Raw genomic sequence first — 24,746 nt, 5'->3', positions numbered from 1 at the left:
GATCAGCGCCGTCATGCATAAACTCGCACACCTCATTTATGGCGTGATCCATACCGGCAAGCCTTTTGATCCCAATTACCTGTCAAAAGGCCTTGCTATTCAAGACGGTATCTGACCCCGAATCGCTTGAACAACGAAGGTCCCAGATGGGGCGAAAACTGCCTCTCGATTGGCATTCTGATGTCCGACCATGGGGACTTGATTACCGGCAGACTGCACTGCCGTTGTCAAACACGATGCGCCAGGTTTTGGGCGCCTCCAGCCGCCAGATGGAGTTGAAACGCGCCACCACCTTGCCGTCCGGCGAATACACCGGCCCCGAGGTGCGGGCCAGAGTACCGGAGGCCAGTACGTCTACCTGGTCCGGCTCCCATGAGAATGGTGCGTCCGGCTTGTCAAAAAACTTCTTCCAACCCTCCGCTACCGCCTTCTTGCCGCGCTGGGCGCGCTCGCCGGTCTCGAAAACCGTCTCCTCGGACAGGAAACTGACAAATGCCGCGTGGTCGCGCGCCTTCATGGTGGCAGCGAACGCGCGCTCCACATTCGCCACTTCCTCTTGGATGCCGGTAAACACAGACCCCGCATGCGCCGCCGTTGCCAACATCGCCGCCAAAGGCAAAGCCATCCATTTCATCGCATTTCTCCCGTTCTCTAGACCAAGAAATCTTAACACCGTTTGCAATTTATATGAAAACAGAGTATAAAGACTCCATTACCGGAGGATTTATGCTCAACTACGCCTACCCACGCAGCCGCTTCGAACCGACCGTACTGGTGGATCTGAACGCCAAGGCCGAGCGGGAGCGCCTGTCCAAGTCTGCCCTCAAGGGCTTTTTCAAGCTGGTCGCCACCTGGAAGGTGCGCGATGAAGACGCGCGCCAGTTGCTGGGCGGCCTGTCCAACAGCGCCTACTACGACTGGAAAAAGAATCCGGAACGCACGCTGGAAGTGGACTGCATCACGCGCATTTCCTACCTGCTGGGCATCTACAAGGCGCTGCATATCATCTACGGCGACAAACTGGCTGATGAATGGATCAGCCTCCCCAACAACAACCAGATCTTTGAAGGCCGCACGCCGCTGGCCTATATGCTGGGCGGCGGCCTGCTGGCCATGCAAACTGTGCGTCAGTTGCTGGACGCGCGCCGCGGAGGATTGTAAGTGCCGGTCAGTCTCGTACCATCCCTGCCCCTGACCGCACTGCGCCAATTCGACACCTGCCGTCTGCTGCCCTCCCGTTTTGCGGACGTGGAGGATTCCGTGCTGTCGCCGCTGGCCGAGAGCGACGATCATCTGCGCGACCTGTTCGACCTGGATAACGCCACCAACGCCCGCCTGCGCACGCAGAATGGCGGCTCGGCCGGCATCAATGTCGATGAGCTGGTGTTCGGCGTGCCGAACTTCCGCATCGTGAACGCCGCCTTTACCTACGCCCGTCCCGAGGGCAGCCGCTTTAACGACGGCCGCCGCGGCGCGTGGTACTGCGCCTTCGACGCCGCGACGGCGCTGGCGGAAGTCAGCTTCCACAAGGCGGTGGAATACGCGGAGATCAACCGCTTCGACGACAGTGTGCAGTATCAATGCATGCTGGCCGATTTCACCGCGTCCTTCCACGACCTGCGCGGACAGGCGCGCTATGAAGATTGCCTGTCGCCGGACAGCTACATCGCATCGCAAACACTGGCGGAGCGACTGCTGGACAGCGGCTCGCTGGGCATCATCTACCCGAGCGTGCGGCACGCGGGCGGCACCAACCTGGCCTGCTTCCGCCCCGCGCTGGTGGGCAATGTTCGCAAAGGCGCGGTCTATCGGTTAACATGGCAGGGTAGCCCCGTACCGAAGATAGAAATTATTTAACATGCAAACCAAACCAGAAAAAGACCTCGAACTCCGCGACAAAGTGAACCGCGAAACCGCACGCCTGCCGTGGACTGAGCTGCTTAAGCATTTCGCACAGGGGAACGTGGTGTGGGTCGCCAATTCGCTGGATCTGGTGGATGTCGCCGTGCGCATCTCGCACGACGACAAGGCCAATATCAGCCAGTGGATGAATGCGGGCCTGCTGGCCAAAGTCAGCGACCAGCAGGCGCAGGAATGGCTGGACGCGAACGCCCAGCTGTGGGCGTGCGTGGTCAGCCCGTTCATTCTGGTACAGCAGGAAAAAGCTGTACCAGCCAACATCCACTAATCAGAACTTGAAGCTGCCCGCGTCCAGCGTCAGCGTGCCGCCGCATGCTGGCGTGGTGGCTTCGCGATTGCCGCTGGCAGTCGACTGGTTGCTCTCCCAGACGGTGCTGACACCGTACTTCATGAACTTGTACTGGAAAGCCGTCGACGGCGGCAGCTGGATGGTGCGCGACCACGGCACATTGGCGCCGCTGCCTTCGATGTTCAACTGATTGCTGCTGCCCTGCACCCAGTTGCCCAGTTGCGCCAGATTGCCGACCACATAGACGTTCTGGCCGTACACCGTGTTGGCATTCGCCACGCGGAAGGTTACCGGCACCGTGGTGCAGGAACCGCCGCCACCGCCGCTGCCGCCGATTTTCTGATTGACGTGCAGCGCCACCGCCGGCACCACCGAACCGCCATTCGCCGGGATACTCACGCTAATCACGCCATTGCTGCCGACGGTGACGCTGTCGCTGGTGCACGCGGTGCCGCTGGCATTCAGCACGCCGTGTACCACGTTGCAGTACGTGCCGGCCGGCAGCGCGGTTTGCAGCGAGGCGTTCCAAACGGCGTTTTCATTGTTAATCGCCACGAAGCCCTTGGCACCGCGGCCGAAGGCGATCTGATTGCCGGTGCCGCTGGTGAAGTAGTCCACCCCCTGCCCCGAAGTGGCGGCGCGGAAGGCGACCATGTTGGCGATGTCGCTCCAGCGGTGGATGAAGTCCCAATTCTGATTAATCAGGGGATTGCCGCTGGCGTCAAATGGGCTGGCACTCGGCGGCGCCTGATCGTAACTGGTGAAGCGGAAGCCCGAATGCAGCTGCGCCGAGCCGTATGGCCACGCCAGCATGAAGATGTTGGCCAGGTCGTAGCGCTTGGTGCCCTGCGTGTCGTTGGTGGTGCCCGAGACGTAATTGCTGGCGACCAGCGAGCTGCCGTTGCGCTCCGTGTCCCAGTTGTTGACGAATACCGTCGCCTTATCGCTCGGCACGAAGCCCCAGGTACCGCCCCAGTTGCCCGGCGTACCCATGATGGAACGGATCTGCGACAGATTGGCGCCGTTCTCGTTGCGGAATACGGCTTTCATCGCGTAGCTGAACTGGAATTCGTTCAGCGTGCCGTTCGGGTAGTAATCCGATCGCACCACGTTACTGTCCGGGATGACCTCCTGCGTCACCCACAGCGTTTCGCCAGAGGTGGTGGTGCGTGTGACGCCGTTCAGAATGGCCGTGATGTCGGAAGCCAGCATGTGCTTGGCGGCGTCAAAGCGGAAGCCGTCCACGCCCATGTTGATTAACTTGGTCAGGAAGTTCTTGACCTGGCCTTGCACGTAAGCGCCTTCGGTCTTCAGGTCCGGCAGGCCGCTCAGACGGCAGTTGACCACGTTGTAGCGGTTGCCCGGCGAGCCATAGTCGCCGCCGGCGATGTCGCAGGCCGGATGGAAGTCGCTGCTGCTGAAATACGGGTACGTCAGCGATGAAGAATTCCAGGTCGAGCCATCGGTCGCCGTGCCGGCGCCTGCCGCCAGGTGATTCACCACCACGTCCACATACACCCGCACCTTAGCCGCGTGGCAGGTGTTCACCATGGCCTGGAACTCGGCCTCTGTACCCATATTACTTTTCAGCGAAACGAAATTAACCGGCTGATACACGTCCCACCAGGCGCCCAGACTGGCCGAGGCCTGGGGCGGTGAAACCTGCACCGCGCCAAAGCCTTGCGGCCCCAGCCAGTTGGTGCACTCTTTGGCGATATCGTTCCACTTCCAACGAAACATCTGGACGGATGTATCCGCCGGATTGAAAGCAGCGTGCGCGGGGGTAATCGCGGCACCGCTCAGGATGCCTGCGGCAAACAGGAATTTTATGGTCGTCATGTCGGTAGTCTCCGTGTAGTTATGATTTGGGAAATAGTGCCTCCCAAGCAAAATGTAGCAGAACTACAGTAAACCGCAATCGTGCGCACAACATGGAACCGGTGCCATATGGATGTGTGTAATCAAAGTACAACAGCGATACGGCTATGCATATCGCCCGGCAGGAAAAAGTGATTGGACGATGGCCGCCGGCGCGGCGCAGCATGAACTACCCAAAACAACAATGGAGACTCTATGTTCAAGTACCTCAAACAGGGGGCCGCGTGCGCCTTCGCCATGCTCGCCTTGTCCGCGCAGGCAGCCACCTGGACGCTTAGCGGCGATCTGGTGACGCATGATCCGGATCTGTACAAGGAAGGCAACACCTGGTGGATTGTTGAAACCAGCGATACCGGCATCGGCGTCAAATACTCGGCCGACGGCCACGCCTGGAAGCAAGGCGTCAGCATCTTCGGCGGCGGCCTGTCGTGGTGGGGCCAATACAACGGCAATTCCAAAACCGTATGGGCACCGGACGTCCATGTGTGGAACGGCAAAGCGATCTTGTACTACGCGGTGTCCACTTTCGGCTCGCAAAAATCGGCCATCGGCCTGGCGACCGCATCCAGCATCATCGGCGGCAACTGGGTCGACCAGGGTGCGGTCCTGACATCGGCGCCGGGGAACGACTTCAATGCCATTGATCCCAACTTCGTCGTCGACAAAGCCGGCCAACCCTGGCTGAGCTACGGCTCGTTCTGGACCGGCATCTACACCACGCGGGTAGACGCCAATACTCTCAAGCCGATCGGCTCGCGCTACCATCTGGCGGCCGACAGCAGCGGCATCGAAAACGCCTTCATCATGGCAAACGGCTCGTACTACTACCTGTTCGTCTCCAAAGGCACCTGCTGCGCTGGCGCCAACAGCACTTACCACATCTCCTATGGACGCTCGACCAGCATCACCGGTCCGTACCTCGACAAGAACGGCGTCAACATGCTAAACGGCGGCGGCACCACGCTCGATGCGGGCGGTGGCCGCTTCATTGCGCCAGGCGGCGAATCGGTCAGCAATGGTGTGATGGCGCGGCATGAACTGGATAGCCAGAACGGTTACAACGGGGTGCTGTTCATGAACGACCTGACCTTCGTCAACGGCTGGCCGACTTACTGATGAAGCGCGGCTACGTACTGGCCGGCGCGGCGGCGGCGCTGGCGCTGCTGGCCATATTCATCGCGCGGCCAGCAGCGCAGCCGCCCCATACTGCTGAAATTGCGCAGGCCGCCCATGCGCCATCGGCGGCGGGCATGCGCTTTTTCAGTACGCTGGGCGACACCGATCCCGGACCGTCCACCGAAATCACGCTCACCGACACGCAAAGCCTGATCGCGGACAGCGCGCTGCGTTCGGTGATGGATTACTACCTGCTCGATCGCGGCGACGATGGCCGGCTGCAAGCGCTACGCACTCACCTGCAGCGCAGGCTTCCACCAGCGGCAGCGCAGGAAGCCGTGCAGCTGGCCGAAGCTTACGCCGGATATCTGGTGCTGCATGACCAGCTGCTGGCCGCGCAGAACTTTATTAATGCGGAAGATACGGGACGCCTCGCCAGCTGGCAGCAGCAACGTCACCAACTGCGCATGCGCCTGATGGGCGAACGCGTGACGGAGGAATGGTTCGGCACCGAAGAGGCTTACCTCGCGCAAGCCCTGGAGGAAGCGCGCCAGCCGCAGGTCAATGCGCCGACCAGTGAAGACGAAGCGCTTCACCGGCAGCACATGCAGCAGGTGCTGCGTGACGCCATCGGCAAAGCCGCAGCCAGCCAGCGGTTTTATGCGCCGGCCCTCGGCAGCAACTGAGGATCGGCCGTACTCATTGTGCGAACAGGTAGCCGCAGCTTGAGTCGGCAGGATCGCGGGCCAGAATACGGTCATACAGGCCGACGTTTTCCTTCAGGCTGCGCTCCACGTCTTCCGGCAGCAACAGGCCTGCGGTCACCTGCTGTTCCGCGGCGGCGCGTACAGCGGCCACAAAGGCGTCCCGGTTGGCATAACGCGCCTCCAGGCTTGGGCGCGGATCGCCAGCGGCCACGCGTTCCGCTTCGGTGCGGGCGAATGGCACAAAGCTGCCGTCAAAGCGCGACGTAGCCCAGGCAAAGCCGGTGTCCGGCGCACGCAGGTTCCAGCCGGTGTGAGTGCCGAGCGGCGCCTGTAGTTCCACCAGCCGCACACCGCCCCTGTCGTTGCCGTCCGCATCAGGCGCCGGCACGCGGGTTTCGAAATCATCGCCGTGCTTTGGCGGGACGATGTCGGCAATACTTTGAGTGGCGAAGCGCGGACCGAAGTTCAGGCGCGGTTCACGCAGGCTCTGTTCCGGCGGCGTGATGCCCAGTCCTTTAGGGAAGATGGCGCGGTAGTCTGCCACAGTGGTCAGCGTGCCGTCTGACAGTTGTGGATAGGCGTTGGCCGGGGGCTGCTTGCCTTTAACGGTCCACTCATCCAGTGCCACGATCAGGGCGCGCATCGGCAGATAATGATCGGTGGTCGATACGCAGGCGGTGAACGGCTCGCGCTTGCTGGATCGGCCCACGTAGTGCTGCGCGCCCATGAAGCCGTAGATGCGCACATTGTCGGCTGGCGCCACATCGCGCTCGCCGTCCGGCGTGGTGGCTATCAGCGAAGCGCCGCGGTTCCAGAACTCGGTGGAGGTGTTGGCGTAGAAGAGCTTCGGCAGATTCCCCTGCTTGTCGCGTGCCTTGTCCAGCGTGGACGCGGTCTTGCCGGTGACCGGATCGCGCGCCGGCGTGCTGGTGAACGGGAAGGCGTCGGCAGGATAATCGTGTTCCTCCATCATCGACGGATGGCGGGTCGGCTGCGCGAAGCGGCTGTTAAAGCCTGCCGAGCCGCCGGCGCCAGGTACCTGCAAGTAGGCGCCGTTGAATACCAGCTTGCCGCCTTCATCGACGTTGAGCCCATCATGCATCATGCGGCCAATCAGGCGGCCGGACTGGCTGATGCCGAACATCAGCACATTGCGCGGTGCAGGCGCGCCTTCAAACGGATGGTCGCGGAAGTACGACAGCAGATCGCGAATGCCGGCCAGGCCGGTGCCGGTCACGTAAGGATCTTTGGCGACGTAGGTGATCTCGTAAATCGTATCGGGCTTGAAGCCGCCTTCCAGCTGCACGCGGCCCGGACCGCCCTTCAACTCCGGCTCGACGAAACGCCAGGCACTGCGCGGGATCGATTTGCGTCTGTCGTCTGGGCGTGCGCGTTCTGTCAGCTGGGCGTGTGGATCGTTGGGCGTGGCCGGCTCGTAGGTCAGGCCGCGCATGCCGGCGTAAGTGACGATCTCGGTTGGCTCGTTGACGGTGAATTCGTTCTGCACCTTGCCTTTGACGCCTTTGGCGATCGGCGGCGCAAACACCAGCGGGCGTGGCGCTGTGCCGGCGGCCGGCACGGTTGGCGCCACGTCCCAGGTCCAGGCGGAGAACAGCAGCGAGAAACCGTGGCGCATCAGGAAGCCATCGCCGGCGTCGGCGGCGGTGGTGGGATCATTATTGGCCGGGCTGCGGCCGTTGACCTGGCCGAGGATGGCGATGTTGCCGCGGTTGTTCACATCGTAGAGCAACGTGGTCGGCTGCGCGGCGGTTGGGCGCAGCAGCACAAACTCGCTGGAGAACAGCACGCGCCCCTGCTTGTCGCGCGGGGCTTTCTTCAGGTCGACGATGGACGCGTTGGCTGCCGCTTTCGGATCGAGCGCGTAGTAGGCGATGCCGCGTATTTTTTCATACGCGCCGTATTCGCCAAAGGTGACGCCGGGCGCGAACGGCACACGTTCAACTACTTGAATACGTTCGACTGCGGCGTGCGCCGTGCTTATGGCGGCCGCCATCGCCAGCATTGTCAACTTGCGTTTCATCCAGCGCTCCCGATAGGTAAAACACCTATCGTAGCAAGCTGCCTAGCAGACGTCCACCCACTTTCCCTCCGTGACGGAAGCCAGCATGGCCGGCGTGATGCGGATCGCGCTGTTGATCGAGCCAGCGGCCGGCAGCACCTCATCGAAATTGTTCAGCGAATGATCGAGATAAACCGGCAACGGCTGCGGCAGGCCAAATGGACACACGCCGCCGACCGGATGGCTGGTCAGTTCCACCACCTCCTCCGCCGACAGCATCTTGCCCTTGCCGAAGGCTTCCTTGAATTTGCGGTTATCCACGCGCGCGATGCCGCTGGCCACCAGCAGAATTACCCGGCCTTCAGCGACGCGGAACGCCAGCGTCTTGGCGATGCGGCCCGGCTCCACGCCGTGCGCTTCCGCCGCCAGCGCCACGGTGGCGGTGCTGGCTTCGGTCTCGATGATGGGCAGTTGAATATCGCGCGAGTGGAAAAAATCGCGCACGGATTGCAGGCTCATAGCTTGATCTCAGGTTGGCGTGTCGACGTCGTCCCACTCGCGGTCTTCGAAGCGCACCAGCCAGTTCAGGGCATGGTGACGCTCCTGCAGCACGCCGTCGTTCAGATTGGCGGGGACTGGCGTCTTCTTCAGAATAGCCTGACGGCTGGCCCAGTGCTGGCGGTAGGTCAGGTCCAGCGCATCCAGCAGCTCAGTGGAGGAACGCGCGACCGGCTGCTTGCGCAAGCCCTCGGTGCAACGCTCGATCACCGTGCTGGAAATCGATGCCACATCACAAATGGCGTCCGCAAACGGCAGCTCCGCCTGCAGGCCGATCGTCCATTGCAGCACCAGAATAGCTTCATAACGCCACAGGAACTGCGTGATCCCATGCTCTGACGGCGCTTCCTGCGCCAGGAAAGCGCGTTCCGCATCGGTCAGATTGGCGAAGGCTGGCGGGAAGCGCTGCTGCAGATCGGCCACCGTGATCGGCGTCTTGCTGGTCAACGACTCGGCACGGATGGCGACCACGAACAACGCCAGCATACGACGCAGAATATCTTCCGGCTGCCGGTGGCGCAGCTCAGGCTCAGACACCAGCGGCGGCAAATCGGCGGGGACAATGATCTTGCGTGCGGCCAGTTGCTCTTCACTGCGCGCCTTGCGCTGCCAGGCTTGCGGCGGATATGGCACCACCGCTTGGGGATCGCCATCACCAGTCACCGCCAGCAGCACCCGGCCCTGCGGATCGCGCACACTGCCATCGTCCATGAAAACAATCGCGTTTGCCGCTTCGGCCCAGGCGTGGAACTCGGCCATGTGGGCTGGATCGACGGCAAAGCTGATGTGATGCTGCGTGCGCTGCAGGTGACGGATCACGTGATAGCGGGTGCGCGACATCTGGCCCTGCTCGGCCAGCAAATGCATCATACCGTTCAAATGCGGCGCCAGCTCCCTGCCGGACAGATCGCGGCGACCGTTGATCACATGCGGGAAAACTGGTTTGGGCGCATCACCCACGGTGCAGTAAGCGTTGAGCAGAACGTGGTTGCTGATATCTTTTTGGGAAAACAGCTGCTTGAGTCGATTTAGCATAACAATTTATTCATTTAGCGCATCTCCAACGCGCGACGGCGTCGCGGCGGCGGGAATGCCTGATCCAATGCGGCCAGATCGCCGGCGGAAAGCTGGATATCGGCCGCAGCGCGGTTGGCGCGCAAGTGTACAGGATCGACGGCCTTGGGGATAGCAATCACGCCATCCTGATGCAATACCCAGGCCAGCGCAATCTGCGCCGGCGTCACGCCATGCGCATTGGCGACGGCTTTGAGACCGGGATTGTCGAGCAGCGCGGCCTGTTCGCGGCCGGAGGTTTCCAGCGGCGAGTACGCCATGATCGGCATGCGCTGCGCGCGCGCCCACGGCAGCAAATCAAACTCAATGCCGCGCTTCATCAGGTTATACAGCACCTGATTGGTGGCGGGAGTGCCGTAGCGCTGCGCCTCCGCCATGTTTTCCAGATCGAAGTTACTGACGCCGTAGGCCTTGATTTTGCCGGCCTTCTTCAGCGTTTCGAAACCGTCGAAAGTCTCTGCCAGCGGGTGATGGCCCTGCCAATGCAGCAAATACAGATCGATCGTCTCGATCCTCAAGCGCCGCAGGCTACGCTCACAAGCCTGCTGCACACCGTCGAAGCTGGCGTTATGCGGATACACCTTGCTGACAATGAAAGCCTGATCACGGCGGCCAGCGATCGCCTCGCCGACCACCAGCTCCGCCCCGCCCTCGCCGTACATCTCGGCGGTGTCGATCAAGGTCATGCCGAGATCCAGGCCGAGCTGCAGCGCCCGCACCTCATCCGGCTTGCGCGCCGGCTTCTCGCCGATATTCCAGGTCCCCTGCCCCAGCGCTGGTACAGCCCCACCAGAAAGAAAACGCACAGTTTTCATCATTCCTCCAAATTCGGGGTCAGCTCTGACATTCGGACACACGAACCAGTTCTTTGATCTATCTCAATACGCAAATCCGGGCATTTTTCCGTATTGAGATAAATCAAAAGATAGCGCTAGCTGTCCAAATGTCAGAGCTGACCCCGAATTTTATAGTTAATGCCCGCCTCCCAGGTAGGCGGCGATGACTTTGGGGTCGGTTTTCAGGCTTTCGGCGGGGCCGTGGACGGAGATGCTGCCGTTTTCCAGGACGTAGCCGTAGTCGGCTACGTTTAACGCGGCGGCGGCAAATTGTTCGACCAGCAGCATCGTCACGCCTTCGGACTTTAGTCGTTGGATGATGCGGAAAACTTCTTCCACCAGAATCGGCGCCAGCCCCATCGAGGGCTCGTCCAGCAGCACCACTTCCGGATTCAACATGACGGCGCGCGCCATGGCCAGCATTTGCTGTTCGCCCCCCGAGAGTGTGCCAGCCAGCTGGTGTTGGCGCTCTTTCAGGCGCGGGAACAGTTCCAGCGCTTTTTCCAGGTCGCGCTTGACGTCGCCCTTCGGCCGCGCGCGCGTGAAGCGCGGGAAGGCGCCCAGCAGCAGGTTGTCAGTCACGCTCATGGAGGCAAACACGCGCCGCCCTTCCGGTGAATGCGCCAGCCCGGCGCGGGCGATTTTGTGCGAGTCGTGGCCGGTGATGTCCTTGCCGTCCAGCGTCACCTTGCCGCCCTTTGGCTTGATCATGCCGGAGATGGCGCGCATGGTGGTGGTCTTGCCGGCGCCGTTGGAGCCGATCAGCGTCACCAGTTTCCCTTTCGGGACGTCCAGTGAGATGCCGTGCAGGACTTCGACTTTGCCGTAGGCCGCGTGCAGATTGGAGATCGATAGCATGTCGTGTCCTCGTTAATGCGCCACCGGCGCTTTTTCATCACTGCCGCCGCCCAGGTAGGCCTCGATCACTTTCGGGTCGCTTTGCACCACGGCCGGCTTGCCTTCCGCGATTTTCTGGCCGAAGTCCAGCACTGTCACGGTGTCGGACAGTGCCATCACTACGTCCATGTGGTGTTCGATCAGGATGATGGTGATGCCGTGGTCCCGGATTTTGCGGATGATGGCCATCAGTTCCTTGATGTCCGGCGCGGTCAGGCCGGCCGCCGGTTCATCCAGCAGCAGCAGGCGCGGATTCAAACCCAGCGCACGACCTATCTCCAGCAGGCGCTGTTTGCCGTATGGGAGGTTGCGCGCTTCTTCATTGGCCAGGTCGGACAGGCCGACGAATTCAAGAATGCTGGCGGCACGCTCGCGCGCCACTTTCTCCTCGCGCTTGTAGCGTGGCGTTTGCAGCATTACGTCCAGCACATTCGATTTGAAGGTGTTGTGCAGGCCAACCAGCACGTTTTCGGTGGCGGTCATTTCCCCAAACAGCTGGACGTTCTGGAAGGTACGCGCCACGCCGCCCAGCGCGATCTCGGACGGTGTGCGGCCTGAGATGACGGCGCCGGAAAACGCGACTTTGCCGGCGGTCGGCTTGTAGATCCCGGTCAGCACGTTCATCATGGTGCTCTTGCCGGATCCGTTAGGACCGATCAGCCCATGCACGGAGCCCTGGATCACGTTCAGGTCCACCTGATTCAACGCTTTCAGGCCACCGAACTGCATCAGGATCTGATCCACTTTAAGCAGGCTGTCGCCGGCCTTGCCACCTTCGGCATGGGCGAACGGTTCAACGCCGGTCGACTGCACCGCTTTGGCGTGCACCGCGCCGCGCCCCATCAGGCCAAGCAGGAAGCCGACAATGCCATCCTGCAGGTAGTACACCACGAATAGCGTCATCAGACCGAAGATGGTCAGGCGCCAGTCGACGATGTTCTCCAGTTTGAACGAGAACGCCGCCATGCCGATGGTGGCGATCAGGGGCACCAGCACGCCGCGCAGCGTTGAGCGCTTGCGTGCGATCGCCAGCGCGGAGCCGATCACGCCCAGCACCGCCGCAGCCACGGCGATTTTGCGGAACAGTTCTATGTCCGCCAGCAGGCTGGGTAGCATCACCACAATCAGCGCGCCGATCAGCGAGCCGGAACGGGTCTTGCGCCCCCCCATGATCACCGCCAGCAGGAACAGGATGGTCAGTTCGAAGTTGTAGGTGTTGGGCGAGATGTATTCTTCCGAATAGGCGTACAGGCTGCCCGCCAGCCCGGCAAAGCCGGCGCTGATGATGAAGGCGTACACTTTGTAGCGGTACACGGACACGCCCATGCAGTCGGAAGCGATCGGGCTGTCGCGCAGCGCCTCGAACGCGCGCCCCAGGTTGGATTTGAGGATGCGGTGCACCACCACCAGCGACACCACCATCAGCACGGCCACCATGTAGTAGTACTGCACTTCGCTCAGCTTCTGGCCGAACAGCACCGGCTTGGAGATTTTGATCCCCATCGGTCCCTCGGTCAGGAAGGTCATTTCGTTGATCAGGATCTGGATGATGGTGCCGAAGGCCAGCGTGACCATCGCCAGGTAAGGGCCGGTCACGCGCAGGGCCGGCAGCGCCAGAATCGCGCCAAACACCGCCGCGCCGATCACGGCCGCCGGTATCGCAATCCAGAACGGCGCGCTGAGTTTGAATACCAGCACGCCGGTGACGTAGGAGCCGATGCCGAACAGGCCCGCGTGGCCCAGCGATACCTGCCCGGTGTAGCCCACTACGATATCAAGCCCGAACAGCAGGATGGCATAGATCAGGATGGTTTCAAACAAATGGATGTAGTACGGATTCGGTATCAGCGTCGGATACAACGCCAGTACCGCCAGCCCCGCCACGCTTGCTGCGATGATTGTCTTCTTCATGGATCAGACCTTTTTGATGGCGGCTTTACCGAACAGGCCGGACGGCTTGATCGCCAGTACCAGCAGGAGCAGCAGCAGTCCCGGTACTTCCTTGTAGCCGGTGGAGATGTAGTAGCCGGTGGTGGTTTCCGCGATGCCCAGTATCAGCCCGCCGACGATGGCGCCGACGCCCGAGGTCAGGCCGCCGATGATCGCCACTGCGAACGCTTTCAGGCCGAGCGAGGCGCCCATGGTGGCGCCGGTCAGCGTCAGCGGGGCCACCAGCACGCCGGCAAAGGCGGCAACGGCGGACGACAGCGCATACGAGAAGGTGATCACCATGCCGGTGTTGATGCCCATCAGACCCGCCGCGTCGCGGTCGTTTGCGGTGGCCACTACCGCCTTGCCGTAGATGGATTTGCGGTTGAAGATTTCCACCGCCGCCATGATGGCCAGCGCGCCCACCACCACCGCCACCTGCATCGGCTGCACGTTGGCGCCCAGGATCTGGAATGGCGCCGAGTCCAGCGGCGACGGGAAGGTCAGGTCGTCCTTGCCCCAGATGTTTTCCGCGACGTTTTTGAAAATGATGGCCAGCGCGATGGTGGACATGATCCAGCCAAATTCGGATTTGATCTTGATGGCCGGCCGCACGCCGATCCATTCCACCAGCATGCCTTGCAGCGCGCCGAACACGATCACCAGTGGAATCATGAGCAGGTAGCCCATGTAAGGCCCGCCGTGGATGTTCCCGACCAGGCTGAGGCCCACCAGTGCGCCCAGCATGAGCGATTCGCCCTGCCCGAAGTTCAGCGTGCCGGAGGTGGCGAAGGTCAGCTGGTAGCCGAAGGCGATCACCGCATAGATCATGCCCAGCGCAATGCCGCTGAACACCAGTTGCAACAGGATTTCCATAATTTTCCCCGACAAGAAAATGGCCAGGCTTGCGTCAACAAGTCTGGCCACTGTGCGGCGCTAGGCGGCCTTACTTGGCATGTACGACTTTGCCATCCTTGACTTCACCGAACACGGTGATGTCGGCGGTGATGGCTTCGTGATCGTCTTTGCTATACGGTTTGTCGTAGGTGGTGACCACGCCTTCGACCTTTTCGTTCAGGTTTTCCAGCGCGGCCTTCACTTTCGGGCCTTCGGTGGTGCCGGCCTGCTTGATGGCGGCCGCCAGCAGGTAGATCGAGTCGTAGCCCTGCGCCGCCGACACCGGCGACGGCATGCGGCCCTGCGGCGGGTTGTAGGCCTTGATGTAGGCGTCGATGAAGGCCTTGCGCTTCGGCGTGTTCGGCTCCTGGATGAAGGTCTGCGGCATGCGGGTGCCGTTGCCGTTTTTGCCGGCATTGTCGATGAAGTTGGCCATCGACAGGGTCCAGCTGCCGATCAGCGGCACTTTCCAGCCCAGTTTTTCCATGCCGTTGGCAATCTGCGCCAGCTCGGGGCCGATGCCGTAGGTGAGCACCACTTCGGCGCCGGCCTGCTTGGCCTTGAGCAGCTGGGCCGTCATGTCGACGTCCTTGATGTTGTACTTCTCGACCGCCACCGCTTTCATGTTTTTGCTGGTCAGGACCTTCTCCAGGTCTTCGCGACCGAGCTGGCCGTAGTTGGTGGAGTCGGCCAGGATGGCGACTTTCTTGAATTTGCGGTTGTCCACCGCTTCCTTGATGATCATCTGCGACTGAATCTGGTCGCTGGCGGAGTTACGGAAGATGTAGTTCTCCGGCTCCTTGGCAAACTGCTGGGTGATGACGGAGCCGGTGGCCACGTTGTTCATCACCGGTATCTTGGCGTCCTGGTAGAAGCGCTGCGAGGCCAGCGCCACGCCGGTGTTGATGTAGCCGACGGTTGCCACCACGCGTTCCTTGTTGATCAGTTCCTGGGCGATTTGCACGCCGCGTTCGTTCTTGGCTTCGTCGTCGCGCTCGATCAGCTGGATCTGGCGGCCCAGCAGGCCGCCCTTGGCGTTGATCTCCGCCACGGCCAGCTTGACACCATCGCGCATCGACACGCCCATCGGCGCGGAACCGCCGGTGAACGGACCGGATACACCGATCTTGATGGGATCAGCCGCCTGGGAGGAAGCTGCGAAACCGAGTGCTAAACCTGCAACGAGCAATTTCAACTTGAAATTCATGTGCCATCTCCTGTTTATACAACGCTTTTTTAGTAGTCGTACGCTGGAAAGTCGCCCCATCGAGGCCGATTGTAGGTTAGTAGAACAGCATCGGCAACAGATACATGTGCGGCATCGCAGCAAGGGCGTGGCGCGCTTGCGGATGTAAGCTGGCCGTAAGGCTTACATGCCCGGGGTGGCTTGTTTGAAGGCGCGGTTGGCGAAGCGCATTTGGGTTTCGGCCAGCGCTTCGTTGCGCTCAAAGCCCATGGAACCGTCGCGCAGACCGATGGCCATGGCCATCACGGCTTCCGGGTATTCCAGGTCGGCGGCTTTTTCGATCCAGCGGCGGGCGGCGATTTCGTCGCGCTTGACGCCTTCGCCGCTGAGATAGAGTTTGGCCAGTGCGAACATGGCGGCCGGGGTCTGGCGCTTGGCGGCGAATTCCAGCCAGTGCGCGGCGGCCTTGAAGTCGCGCGCGACGGCCATGCCGTTCTTGTACATCATGCCGAGGTAGTAGGCGGCTTGGGCGTCGCCTTTTTTGGCGGCGGCGCTGAACAGTTCAAAGGCGCGCGGCAGGTTGGCCGGCACGCCCTCGGCGCCGCGCAGGCACAGGCGCCCTTCTTCCACCGGGCCGGCGAGGGCGGCACCGCACAGGGCCAGCCCGCCCGCCAGCAGCGCGGCGGTGGCGACGCGGCGCGCAGCGGCGGCGAGCGGTGCGGCGGGGTTGGCGGGCAGGCGCTTCATTTGCTTAAGTCGATGCTGTACAGCGCGTGGCCCTTGCCGCCGCCATCGTCCTGTCTGAGTTGCGATACGCCGGCCAGGCCGGCCTCACGTGCGAGGTCCAGCAGACCTGGCGCGGAATGGAAGACGACGGCGCCCTTGGTGGCCACCGGCGCGAAGCGCCAGCTGCGGGTGGCGCCATTGCGGGCGCGGGTCAGCTGTCTGGTCTTCTGGATGTAGGCGATCAGCACATCGCGGCTGGAATCCGGCGCCGCGATCACGGTCCTGCTGCCATCCAGCCCCGGGAAAGCGCCACCGCCCGCCGCGCGGTAGCTATTGGTCGCCACCAGAAATTCCTGCGACGGCGACAGCGGCGCACCTTTGTAGTGCAGCGCGACGATGCGCTGGCCCACCGGCTGGCTGACATCGATCTGATAAGTCACATCGGCGCTGGTCAGCATGTCGAAATTAAAACCGGCGAACGCGCTGTTGATCAGTTCCTGCGGGGCGGTGGCGGCGGGATCGATGCGGTTGAAGCGCTCGGCCGACTTTTCCAGCCATGCTTTCAGCCCGGCGCCGTCCAGCTTCACCGCGTGCAGCGCGTTCGGATACAGATACAGGTCGGCGGCGTTGTTCAAGGCCACCGCGCCCGGCTTGACGTCGGTGTAGTCGGCCACGCCGGCGGCGCCGGTCTTAAACGGCGATGCCATCGACAGCACCGGCAGCGCCGCGTACTGCGGCAGGTTGGCCTTGACGTAGTCCTGCACGTAAGCCGTCTGCGCCTGGTTCACCAGCTGAATGGCACTGATGTCGCCAACGTCGGCAAAATAGCTGGTCATGCGGAAGTCGCTGGTGCCGACCGGCGTTTTCACGTAGCTGATGGTGGCCGCATGCTCGGCGGCGACCAGCGGCGCGATCAATGAATCGGCCGCCACGTAGCTGCCATCCTGCCGCCTGGTGCTGCGCGCCTCCACCGTGGTGCGGCTCTTGTCGACCACCCAGCGCGCGCCATCATATTTGAGATGCAGGCCGATCACGCCGAGGTTCTTGCCCCACAGGTTGGCCATCACGGTCGGCACGCCAAACACCGTGCCCTTGGCCTTGTCCACGCCCGGCAGGTTGAAGGCGGCGCGCTGGCTGGCCGCATCCGGGAACGGCAGGTGTTCGTGGCCAATCAGCATGGCGTCGATGCCCGGCACCTGCGCCAGATGGTAGTTGGCGTTTTCCATCTCCGCCGTGTACGGCGCGCCATCGAGGCCGCCGTGCGAGATGGCGACCACCAAGTCAGCGCCCTCGGCGCGCATCCGCGGAATGTATTTCTGCGCCGTTTCGCGTACGCCCTCGGCGTAGACCTTACCGGCCAGCCACTGCTTATCCCACGACAGCACGCCCGGCGGCGCGAAGCCGATGATGCCGATGTTGATTGACGCCTTCAGCGGCTTGCCGTCGGCGCCAGTGGCGCTGATCTGGCGCGTCAGGATGCGGTATGGCGCGAACAGCGGCTGGTGCGTGCGGGCGCTGTAAATATTTGCCAGCACGATGGGGAAGTTCGGACCGGCGCAGCGCGGCGCGTCGGGCGGCACGCCGTCGACGTCGAAATGGCTGGCGGTGACCTGGTTCAGGTACGGCAGGCCGTAATTGAATTCGTGGTTGCCGACGCCGGCGCCATCCACGCCCAGCGCGTTCATGGCTTTGTAGATGGCCAGCGTGTCGCCGCAGGCGGCCGGCTTGACCAGGGCCTGATAATCGGCCAGTGCGGTGCCCTGCAGGGCGTCGCCGTTGTCGAGCAGCAGATTGTTGGGGTATTCGGCGCGCGCCTGCCTGATCAGAGTGGCGGTGCGTTCCAGGCCGATGGCGGGATCGGCTTGCAGCTTGTAATAATCATAACTCAGCACATTGGCGTGCAGGTCGGTCGTCTCCAGCAGCGCCAGCGTGGCCTCGGCGCCGGATGGCGTCAGACTGCCCTGCGGCGCCAGGGCGCAGCCGGACAGCAAAACAGGCAAAAGCAGGCAAGCGCAGTGGTTTGGGCGCATGGACGACGGGATAAGTTGCAGGCTGCAATATTCTATACGTTTTATAGCTGAAAAGGCAGCTTTTCCCCGCTGGCGCGCGAGACTGGGAGAGCGTAGCCGCTTACGGTATAATCCAAGGTTTGATTTCAGCCTTAGAAAAGAAGAAAACCATGGAAGCCGAACGCATCAACGCCCTCACCTCCCTGCTCGCCGACCTGACCACGCGCGAAGCCGAACTTCGGAGGTATCTTTGACTTCGATCGCAAAGTCGACAAGCTCGAACAGGTAAACGGCGAGCTGGAAGATCCTGCGGTCTGGAACGATCCGAAAAAAGCCCAGGATCTGGGCAAAGAGAAGAAATCGCTGGAGGCGGTGGTCTTCGCGCTGACCAAGGCGGACGCCGACCTGAAAGACATGGCCGATCTGATCGAGATGGCCAAGGAAGAAGGCGACGACGACACGCTGGAAGCGCTGATCGTGGATGCGGAAGAAGTCCGCAAAGTCATCGAAGGCATGGAATTCCGCCGGATGTTCAACAATCCGATGGACCCGAACAACTGCTTCATCGACATCCAGGCCGGCGCCGGCGGCACCGAGGCGCAGGACTGGGCCTCGATGCTGCTGCGCCAGTACCTGCGCTATTGCGAACGCAAGGGCTTCAAGGTCGAGGTGATGGAAGAATCCGAGGGCGAGGTGGCCGGCATCAAGACCGCCACCCTGAAAGTGGAAGGCGAATACGCCTACGGCTTCCTGCGCACCGAGACCGGCGTGCACCGCCTGGTGCGCAAGTCGCCGTTCGACTCGGCCGGCGGCCGCCATACCTCGTTTGTGTCGCTGTTCGTGTACCCGGAAGTGGATGATTCGATCGATATCGAGATCAATCCTGCCGACCTGCGCATCGACACCTACCGCGCATCGGGCGCCGGTGGTCAGCACATTAACAAAACCGACTCCGCGGTGCGTCTGACCCACGGCCCGTCGGGCATCGTCGTGCAGTGCCAGAACGACCGCTCGCAGCACCGCAACAAGGCCGAGGCGATGGAAATGCTGAAGGCGAAGCTGTACGAGCTGGAACTGCGCAAGCGCATGAGCGAGCAGCAGAAGCTGGAAGACTCCAAGACCGACGTCGGCTGGGGCCACCAGATTCGTTCGTATGTGCTGGACCAGTCGCGCATCAAGGACTTGCGTACCAACTTCGAGACCGGCAACACCAAGGGCGTGCTGGACGGCGACCTGGACGACTTCATCTCCGCTTCGCTCAAACAAGGCGTGTAATTCATGACCCAGCGTGCATTCATCTTCGACATGGATGGGACCATTGTCGACAATATGTCCTTCCACGTGAAATCGTGGCTGGAGTTTTTCCAGCGCCGCGGCCACGTGGTCGATGCGGATGAATTCTTCCGCAACACCGCCGGCCGCCAGGGCCATGAAATCATGAGCACCTACTTTGGCAGGCAGCTGACCAAGGAAGAAAGCGCGGCGCTCGATTTCGAGAAGGAAGCACTGTACCGCGAGATGTATGCGCCGCACCTGGCGCCGACCACCGGCTTCGTCGACTTCATCACGCGCGCCAAGGCGGCCGGCGTCAAGCTGGCCGTGGCCACCGCCGCGCCGACCGAGAACATCGACTTCACGCTGGACGGCCTCGATCTGCGCAAGGAGTTCAGCGCCATCGCCGGCGCCGCCGATGTGGCGCGCGGCAAGCCGAATCCGGACGTGTTCCTGCTGGCCGCCGAACGCGCCGGCGCGCTGCCGGCCGACAGCATCGTGTTTGAAGACGCGCCGCTGGGCGTGGAAGCGGCGCGCCGCGCTGGCATGCGCGCCGTGGTGCTGACCACCACCTTACCGGCTGAAGCGTTCAAGGAATTCGACAACGTCATCGCCGTCGTGCGCGACTTCAGCGAGCTGGATGTGGACGAACTGTTCGCCTCCGCCACCAACTAAATCATCACCTCAACAAAAGTAAAGACCATGACTACGGATCTTCAAGACCAAGCAGCCGCTCCAGACGATAACAAGATCATCGCCGAGCGCCGTGCCAAGCTGGCAGCCATTCGCGAACAAGGCGTCGCCTTCCCGAACGACTTCAAACCTGAGCACAAGGCAGCCGACCTGCACGCACAATACGGCGAGAAGTCGCGCGAAGATCTGGAAGCCAACCCGGTCACCGTCAAGCTGGCAGGCCGCATGATGCTCAAGCGCGAAGCCGGCAAGAAGGCCGCTTTCGCCACGCTGCAGGATTCGTCCGGCCCGCGCGCCGATGGCCGCATCCAGATCTACGCCACGCTGGACCTGACCGGCGAAGCCGCCATGGCCGCCCTGCACCACTACGACCTGGGCGACATCCTGGGCGTGGTCGGCACCCTGTTCAAGACCAAGACCGATGAACTGACCATCAAGGTCACCGAACTGCGTCTGATCACCAAGTCGCTGCGCCCACTTCCGGACAAGTTCCACGGCCTGGCCGACCAGGAAACCAAGTACCGCCAGCGCTACGTGGACCTGATCATGAACGAAGAGACGCGCCGCACCTTCAAGGCCCGTACCGCCGCCATGTCGTCGATCCGCCGCTTCATGGAAAAGCACGACTTCATGGAAGTGGAAACCCCGATGCTGCACCCGATTCCGGGCGGCGCCGCGGCCAAGCCGTTCATCACTCACCACAACGCGCTGGACATGCAGATGTTCCTGCGTATCGCGCCTGAGCTGTACCTGAAGCGCCTGGTGGTCGGTGGCTTTGACCGCGTGTTCGAGATCAACCGCAACTTCCGTAACGAAGGCGTGTCGGTCCGTCACAATCCGGAATTCACCATGATGGAGTTCTACGCGGCCTATACCGATTACGAGTGGATCATGAACTTCACCGAGTCGGTGATCCGCCAGGCTGCAATCGACGCCAAAGGCACCGCAGTGCTGACCTACGGCGGCCGTGAGCTGGACCTGTCCAAGCCGTTCCATCGCCTGACCATCGTCGGCGCCATCAACAAGTTCGCGCCGCATTACACCGACGCGCAGCTGAACGACGCGGAATTCATCAAGGCGGAACTGTTGAAGTTCGGCGTGAAGCCATTCGCCACCGCCGGCCTGGGCGCGCTGCAACTGTCGCTGTTTGAAGAAACCGCCGAAGCGCAGCTGTGGGAACCGACCTTCATCATCGACTACCCGGTCGAAGTGTCGCCGCTGGCACGCGCCTCGGACACCCGCGAAGGCATCACCGAGCGCTTCGAGCTGTTCATGGTCGGCCGCGAAATCGCCAACGGCTTCTCGGAGCTGAACGATGCGGAAGACCAGTCGGCGCGCTTCCTGGCGCAGGTGGAAGCCAAGGATGCCGGCGATGAGGAGGCGATGTTCTACGACGCCGACTATATCCGCGCGCTGGAATACGGCATGCCGCCAGCCGGCGGCTGCGGCATCGGCATCGACCGCCTGATGATGCTGCTGACCGACTCGCCTAACATCCGCGACGTGCTGCTGTTCCCGCACCTGCGCCGCGAAGACTAATCATTACCGTCGTTCCCGCGCAAGCGGAAACCCATGGAACGCTTGCGCCGCGTCGGCGCAAGCGCCCTATGGATTCCGGCTTGCGCCGGAATGACGGGTCACTGAATCACGCGGTAGCACGGCGTGTACGGCTTGCCGGCCAGCTTCATGCGGTGCTGCGCCACGAACGATGCCAGCAGCGCGTCCATCGGCCCCATGATTTCCTTGTCGCCGTGGATTTCAAAGTGGCCGTACTTCTCGATGGCGCGAATACCCTCTTCCTTCACGTTCCCCGCCACCACGCCCGAGAAGGCGCGGCGCAGATGTGCCGCCAGCAGATGCACCGGCTGGTTCTTGTGCAGGCTGAGGTTGCGCATGTTCTCATGCGTTGGAGGGAACGGGCGCTGGAACTCGGTGTCGATCTTCAGGCCCCAGTTGTAGTAGTACGCATCGCTGCGCGACTTGCGGAACTCGCGCACCGCCTTGATCCCGGCCTGCATCTCGCGCGCCACCAGTTCCGGGTCGTCGATGATGATCTTGTAGCGGCTTTGCGCTTCAGGCCCCAGCGTATCGTGAATGAACTGGTTGATCTGCACGAAGTACTCGCGTGCCGTTTCCGGGCCGGTGAACACCAGCGGGAACGGAATCTCGGCATTGTCCGGATGCAGCAGGATGCCGAGGATGTACAGGATCTCCTCCGCCGTGCCAGCGCCGCCCGGGAACACCACGATGCCGTGCCCCGTGCGCACAAACGCTTCCAGGCGCTTTTCAATGTCCGGCATGATGACCAGCTCATTGACGATGGGGTTCGGCGACTCCGCCGCGATGATGCCCGGCTCCGTGATCCCCAGATAGCGGCCGCGATGCATGCGCTGCTTGGCATGGCCGATGGTGGCGCCCTTCATCGGGCCTTTCATCGCGCCCGGGCCGCAGCCGGTGCAGATATCGAGGTCGCGCAGGCCCATTTCGTAGCCCACTTTCTTGGAGTAGTTGTACTCCTCGCGGTTGATCGAGTGGCCGCCCCAGCACACCACCAGGTTCGGATTGAGCATCGGCTTCAGCACGCCCGCGTTGCGCAGGATGTGGAACACGGCGTCGGTGATGCCTTCGGTTTTATTCAGGTCGAACTTGGGATTGTCGGTCACCTCGTTGCTGACGAAGATGATATCGCGCAGCACCGCAAACAGGTGCTCGTGGATACCTTTGATCATTTTGCCATCCACGAAAGCGATGGCCGGCGCACCCTTGATATCGAGCTTGATGCCGCGCTCGCGCTGCACGATGCTGATGTCGAATGATTTGTAGCGGTCCAGCAGTTCCTTTCCATCGTCGATAGTGCTGCCGCAATTGAGCACGGCCAGTGCGCATTTGCGGAAGACGTTATAAAGGCCGCCCTGGCTAGTATCGAGCAGCTTGTTCACTTCCGCCTTCGAAAGAATCTCCAACTGACCTTCGGGCGAAATCTGGGTATCGACAACGTCATGTTCCATGATGCATAAGTCCTATTCAGTTTCCATGTGTCCTGCGCCACCAATATACGACAAGTGGCAGTTTTGTGCGCTGGAATTATTAACACAAATGACACAACTTTGCAGGGGGGCTATCAAAAAGTGCGTCAGAAGCGATTTGTAGATTAAAATGGCGCCCAATTTGGCTGCCCCACAAGGGAAGTCAGTCCCGATTGACCATCAATACAGGAGAAACCGCATGAGCGGTGCGACCACCCAACCTACGGAAGCCGCAATTCCGGAATTTAAGCAGATCATGGGGCACCCGGCCCCGCTGTGGATGTTGTTCATGACCGAGTTCTGGGAGCGCTTTGCGTTCTACGGCATTCGTTGGGCCTTGGTGCTCTACATCGTCGCCCAGTTCTTCGGCGGCGATCCGGCCGGCCAGCAAACCGCCAGCGCCCTTTACGGCTCTTATCTGGCCCTGGTGTATGCCGCTGCCCTGTTTGGCGGCTATGTTGCCGACCGCGTGCTGGGTTATCAGCGTTCGATCCTGGTCGGCGCCGTGTTCATGGCCATCGGCTTGTTCGCCATCGCCGTCCCCAACGACACCATCTTCAAATTCGGCCTGGCCACCATCATTGTCGGCAACGGCCTGTTCAAACCGAATATCTCGACCATGGTCGGCAAGCTGTACGCCGTGGCCGACCCGCGCCGCGATTCCGGCTTCACCATCTTCTACATGGGCATCAACACCGGCGCCCTGATCGCCCCGGTGCTGACCCAGGTGCTGGCCGAGCAAGTCTTCGGCGTGGACGGCATGCCATCGTACAAAGTGGTGTTCATGGCCGCCGGCGTCGGCATGCTGATCAGCCTGGTCTGGTTCTACATCGGCCGCGCCCAGCTCAAAGGCATCGGCGCGCCGACCGGGGAAACCAGCGGCATGGCCCGCGTCGCCTACGTGGTGGTCGGCTGCCTGGCCGTGATCCCGGTGGCCTACGCGCTGCTGGCCGTGGGCGCCAACTCGCTGCAACTGGTGCTGACCGTGCTGTTCCTGATCCTGGCCGCGATGCTGCTGGTGGAAGGCTTCCGCAACGGCGCCGTGGCGCGCGACAAGGTGATCGCCATGATGGTGATCTTCACCTTCAACATCATGTTCTGGATGTTCTTCGAACAGGCGGGCAGCTCGTTCACCTTCCTGGCCGATAACATCGTGCGCCGCGACTTCGGCGGCTGGACCTTCCCGACCGCCTGGTTCCAGACCGTGAACTCGATCGCCATCATCGTCTGCGCGCCGATCGTGGCGGCGGCCTGGGTGTGGCTGGCCAAGCGCAACGCCAACCCGTCGATCCCACGCAAATTCGGCCTGGGCATTTTGTTCAACGCCGGCGCCTTCGGCCTGCTGTGGTTCTCGCTGTCCTCGCTGGTCGGCGCCGACAGCAAGATTCCGTTCTGGACTCTGTTCATGGTGTACGTGATTCAGTCGGTGGGTGAACTGTGCCTGTCGCCGATCGGCCTGTCGATGGTGACCAAGCTGGCGCCGACCCGACTGGTGGGTCTGGGCATGGGCGGCTGGTTCCTGTCGACCGGTATCGGCAACAACCTGTCGGGCATTTTCGCCTCGCACGCCAGTGGCGAGAGCGGCATGTCGGTGGTGACCGCGCTGTCGGCCTACACCCAGGGCTTCTGGATCCTGACCATCGGCGGCGTGATCCTGTTCCTGATCGCCCCATTGATCCAAAAGTTGATGCACGGAGTGAAGTAAAACTGCAA

At 61.9% G+C, this 24,746-nt stretch carries 22 protein-coding genes; 9 read left to right on the top strand and 13 right to left on the bottom strand.

The features are described 5' to 3' along the window. Positions 1-202 precede the first annotated feature (202 nt). Entirely contained in the window at positions 203-634 is a 432-nt protein-coding gene (locus tag ABDW57_RS07450) for a nuclear transport factor 2 family protein (protein ID WP_343729567.1), read from the bottom strand. 92 nt (positions 635-726) lie between these two features. Between ABDW57_RS07450 and ABDW57_RS07445 the strand changes: the two genes are divergently transcribed. Genes ABDW57_RS07445 through ABDW57_RS07435 form a run of 3 tightly spaced genes read left to right on the top strand, consistent with a single transcriptional unit; the run spans position 727 to position 2,188 of the window. Further along, positions 727-1,161 (top strand): antitoxin Xre/MbcA/ParS toxin-binding domain-containing protein, encoded by a 435-nt coding sequence (locus ABDW57_RS07445; protein WP_155465591.1) that lies wholly within the window; start codon positions 727-729, stop codon positions 1,159-1,161. Beyond that, entirely contained in the window at positions 1,162-1,857 is a 696-nt protein-coding gene (locus ABDW57_RS07440; RefSeq protein ID WP_343729566.1) for an RES family NAD+ phosphorylase, read from the top strand. A gap of 1 nt (position 1,858) precedes the next feature. Continuing rightward, complete coding sequence (locus tag ABDW57_RS07435; RefSeq protein ID WP_343729565.1) at positions 1,859-2,188, top strand: DUF2288 domain-containing protein; 330 nt, start codon at positions 1,859-1,861, stop codon at positions 2,186-2,188. Here the strand turns inward: ABDW57_RS07435 and ABDW57_RS07430 are convergent, their stop codons facing one another. Then, the gene (locus ABDW57_RS07430; RefSeq protein WP_343729564.1) at positions 2,189-4,048 is read right to left on the bottom strand and encodes a carbohydrate-binding module family 20 domain-containing protein; all 1,860 of its coding nucleotides are present in this window, start codon (positions 4,046-4,048) and stop codon (positions 2,189-2,191) included. A 234-nt stretch (positions 4,049-4,282) separates the two neighbouring features. Between ABDW57_RS07430 and ABDW57_RS07425 the strand changes: the two genes are divergently transcribed. Both ABDW57_RS07425 and ABDW57_RS07420 read left to right on the top strand, forming a co-directional pair. Then, on the top strand, positions 4,283-5,203 hold the full coding sequence (locus ABDW57_RS07425; RefSeq protein WP_343729563.1) for a family 43 glycosylhydrolase: 921 nt from the start codon (positions 4,283-4,285) through the stop codon (positions 5,201-5,203). After that, positions 5,203-5,889 carry a hypothetical protein gene (locus ABDW57_RS07420; protein ID WP_343729562.1) on the top strand — a complete coding sequence of 229 codons (687 nt, stop codon included), beginning with the start codon at positions 5,203-5,205 and terminating at the stop codon, positions 5,887-5,889. The genes ABDW57_RS07425 and ABDW57_RS07420 overlap by 1 nt, the downstream gene beginning before the upstream one ends. A 13-nt stretch (positions 5,890-5,902) precedes the next feature. On the opposite strand, the gene ABDW57_RS07415 is transcribed toward ABDW57_RS07420, so the two are convergent. The 10 genes from ABDW57_RS07415 to ABDW57_RS07370 form a co-directional block, all read right to left on the bottom strand. Continuing rightward, complete coding sequence (locus ABDW57_RS07415) at positions 5,903-7,951, bottom strand: alpha/beta hydrolase domain-containing protein (RefSeq protein ID WP_343729561.1); 2,049 nt, start codon at positions 7,949-7,951, stop codon at positions 5,903-5,905. 42 nt (positions 7,952-7,993) lie between these two features. Further along, positions 7,994-8,449, bottom strand: a complete 456-nt coding sequence (locus tag ABDW57_RS07410; protein WP_343729560.1) for a YbaK/EbsC family protein — start codon at positions 8,447-8,449, stop codon at positions 7,994-7,996. Positions 8,450-8,458: 9 nt separating this feature from the next. After that, positions 8,459-9,523, bottom strand: a complete 1,065-nt coding sequence (locus tag ABDW57_RS07405; protein ID WP_343729559.1) for a DUF4272 domain-containing protein — start codon at positions 9,521-9,523, stop codon at positions 8,459-8,461. A 14-nt stretch (positions 9,524-9,537) separates the two neighbouring features. Continuing rightward, entirely contained in the window at positions 9,538-10,377 is an 840-nt protein-coding gene (locus tag ABDW57_RS07400) for an aldo/keto reductase (protein WP_343729577.1), read from the bottom strand. Positions 10,378-10,533: 156 nt separating this feature from the next. Continuing rightward, positions 10,534-11,256 carry an ABC transporter ATP-binding protein gene (locus ABDW57_RS07395; protein WP_343729558.1) on the bottom strand — a complete coding sequence of 241 codons (723 nt, stop codon included), beginning with the start codon at positions 11,254-11,256 and terminating at the stop codon, positions 10,534-10,536. A 12-nt stretch (positions 11,257-11,268) separates the two neighbouring features. Continuing rightward, positions 11,269-13,206 carry a branched-chain amino acid ABC transporter ATP-binding protein/permease gene (locus tag ABDW57_RS07390; protein ID WP_343729557.1) on the bottom strand — a complete coding sequence of 646 codons (1,938 nt, stop codon included), beginning with the start codon at positions 13,204-13,206 and terminating at the stop codon, positions 11,269-11,271. 3 nt (positions 13,207-13,209) lie between these two features. Then, positions 13,210-14,100: a branched-chain amino acid ABC transporter permease gene (locus ABDW57_RS07385; RefSeq protein ID WP_343729556.1), complete on the bottom strand. Its 891-nt coding sequence runs from the start codon at positions 14,098-14,100 to the stop codon at positions 13,210-13,212. A 70-nt stretch (positions 14,101-14,170) separates the two neighbouring features. Beyond that, positions 14,171-15,328 carry an ABC transporter substrate-binding protein gene (locus tag ABDW57_RS07380; RefSeq protein WP_343729555.1) on the bottom strand — a complete coding sequence of 386 codons (1,158 nt, stop codon included), beginning with the start codon at positions 15,326-15,328 and terminating at the stop codon, positions 14,171-14,173. A 162-nt stretch (positions 15,329-15,490) separates the two neighbouring features. Further along, positions 15,491-16,054, bottom strand: coding sequence for a tetratricopeptide repeat protein (locus tag ABDW57_RS07375; RefSeq protein WP_343729554.1), 564 nt, complete (start codon positions 16,052-16,054; stop codon positions 15,491-15,493). Next, positions 16,051-18,063 carry a bifunctional 2',3'-cyclic-nucleotide 2'-phosphodiesterase/3'-nucleotidase gene (locus tag ABDW57_RS07370; protein WP_343729553.1) on the bottom strand — a complete coding sequence of 671 codons (2,013 nt, stop codon included), beginning with the start codon at positions 18,061-18,063 and terminating at the stop codon, positions 16,051-16,053. Before ABDW57_RS07370 ends, ABDW57_RS07375 begins: the two co-directional genes overlap by 4 nt. A 149-nt stretch (positions 18,064-18,212) precedes the next feature. On the opposite strand from ABDW57_RS07370, the gene prfB reads away from it, so the two are divergent. The 3 genes from prfB (at position 18,213) to lysS (ending at position 21,546) form a co-directional block, all read left to right on the top strand. Then, positions 18,213-19,317 (top strand): peptide chain release factor 2 gene (gene prfB, locus ABDW57_RS07365; protein ID WP_155465575.1). Its coding sequence is split into 2 segments (ribosomal slippage): positions 18,213-18,293 and positions 18,295-19,317, totalling 1,104 coding nucleotides; the frame shifts between segments, so codons are not numbered across the junction. 3 nt (positions 19,318-19,320) lie between these two features. Then, positions 19,321-19,989 carry an HAD family phosphatase gene (locus ABDW57_RS07360; protein WP_343729552.1) on the top strand — a complete coding sequence of 223 codons (669 nt, stop codon included), beginning with the start codon at positions 19,321-19,323 and terminating at the stop codon, positions 19,987-19,989. 27 nt (positions 19,990-20,016) lie between these two features. Beyond that, positions 20,017-21,546, top strand: a complete 1,530-nt coding sequence (gene lysS, locus ABDW57_RS07355; protein WP_343729551.1) for a lysine--tRNA ligase — start codon at positions 20,017-20,019, stop codon at positions 21,544-21,546. A gap of 98 nt (positions 21,547-21,644) precedes the next feature. Here lysS and ppnN read toward each other — a convergent pair whose 3' ends face one another. After that, positions 21,645-23,015, bottom strand: a complete 1,371-nt coding sequence (gene ppnN / locus ABDW57_RS07350) for a nucleotide 5'-monophosphate nucleosidase PpnN (protein WP_343729550.1) — start codon at positions 23,013-23,015, stop codon at positions 21,645-21,647. Positions 23,016-23,232: 217 nt separating this feature from the next. Between ppnN and ABDW57_RS07345 the strand changes: the two genes are divergently transcribed. Continuing rightward, positions 23,233-24,738 (top strand): oligopeptide:H+ symporter, encoded by a 1,506-nt coding sequence (locus ABDW57_RS07345; RefSeq protein WP_343729549.1) that lies wholly within the window; start codon positions 23,233-23,235, stop codon positions 24,736-24,738. Positions 24,739-24,746: the final 8 nt, after the last annotated feature.

This window comes from Duganella sp. (assembly GCF_039595735.1).
GTDB lineage: Bacteria > Pseudomonadota > Gammaproteobacteria > Burkholderiales > Burkholderiaceae_D > Rugamonas.
The sequence above is the reverse complement of the archived record's forward strand: the minus strand, read 5'-3'. Positions and strand labels throughout refer to the sequence as shown.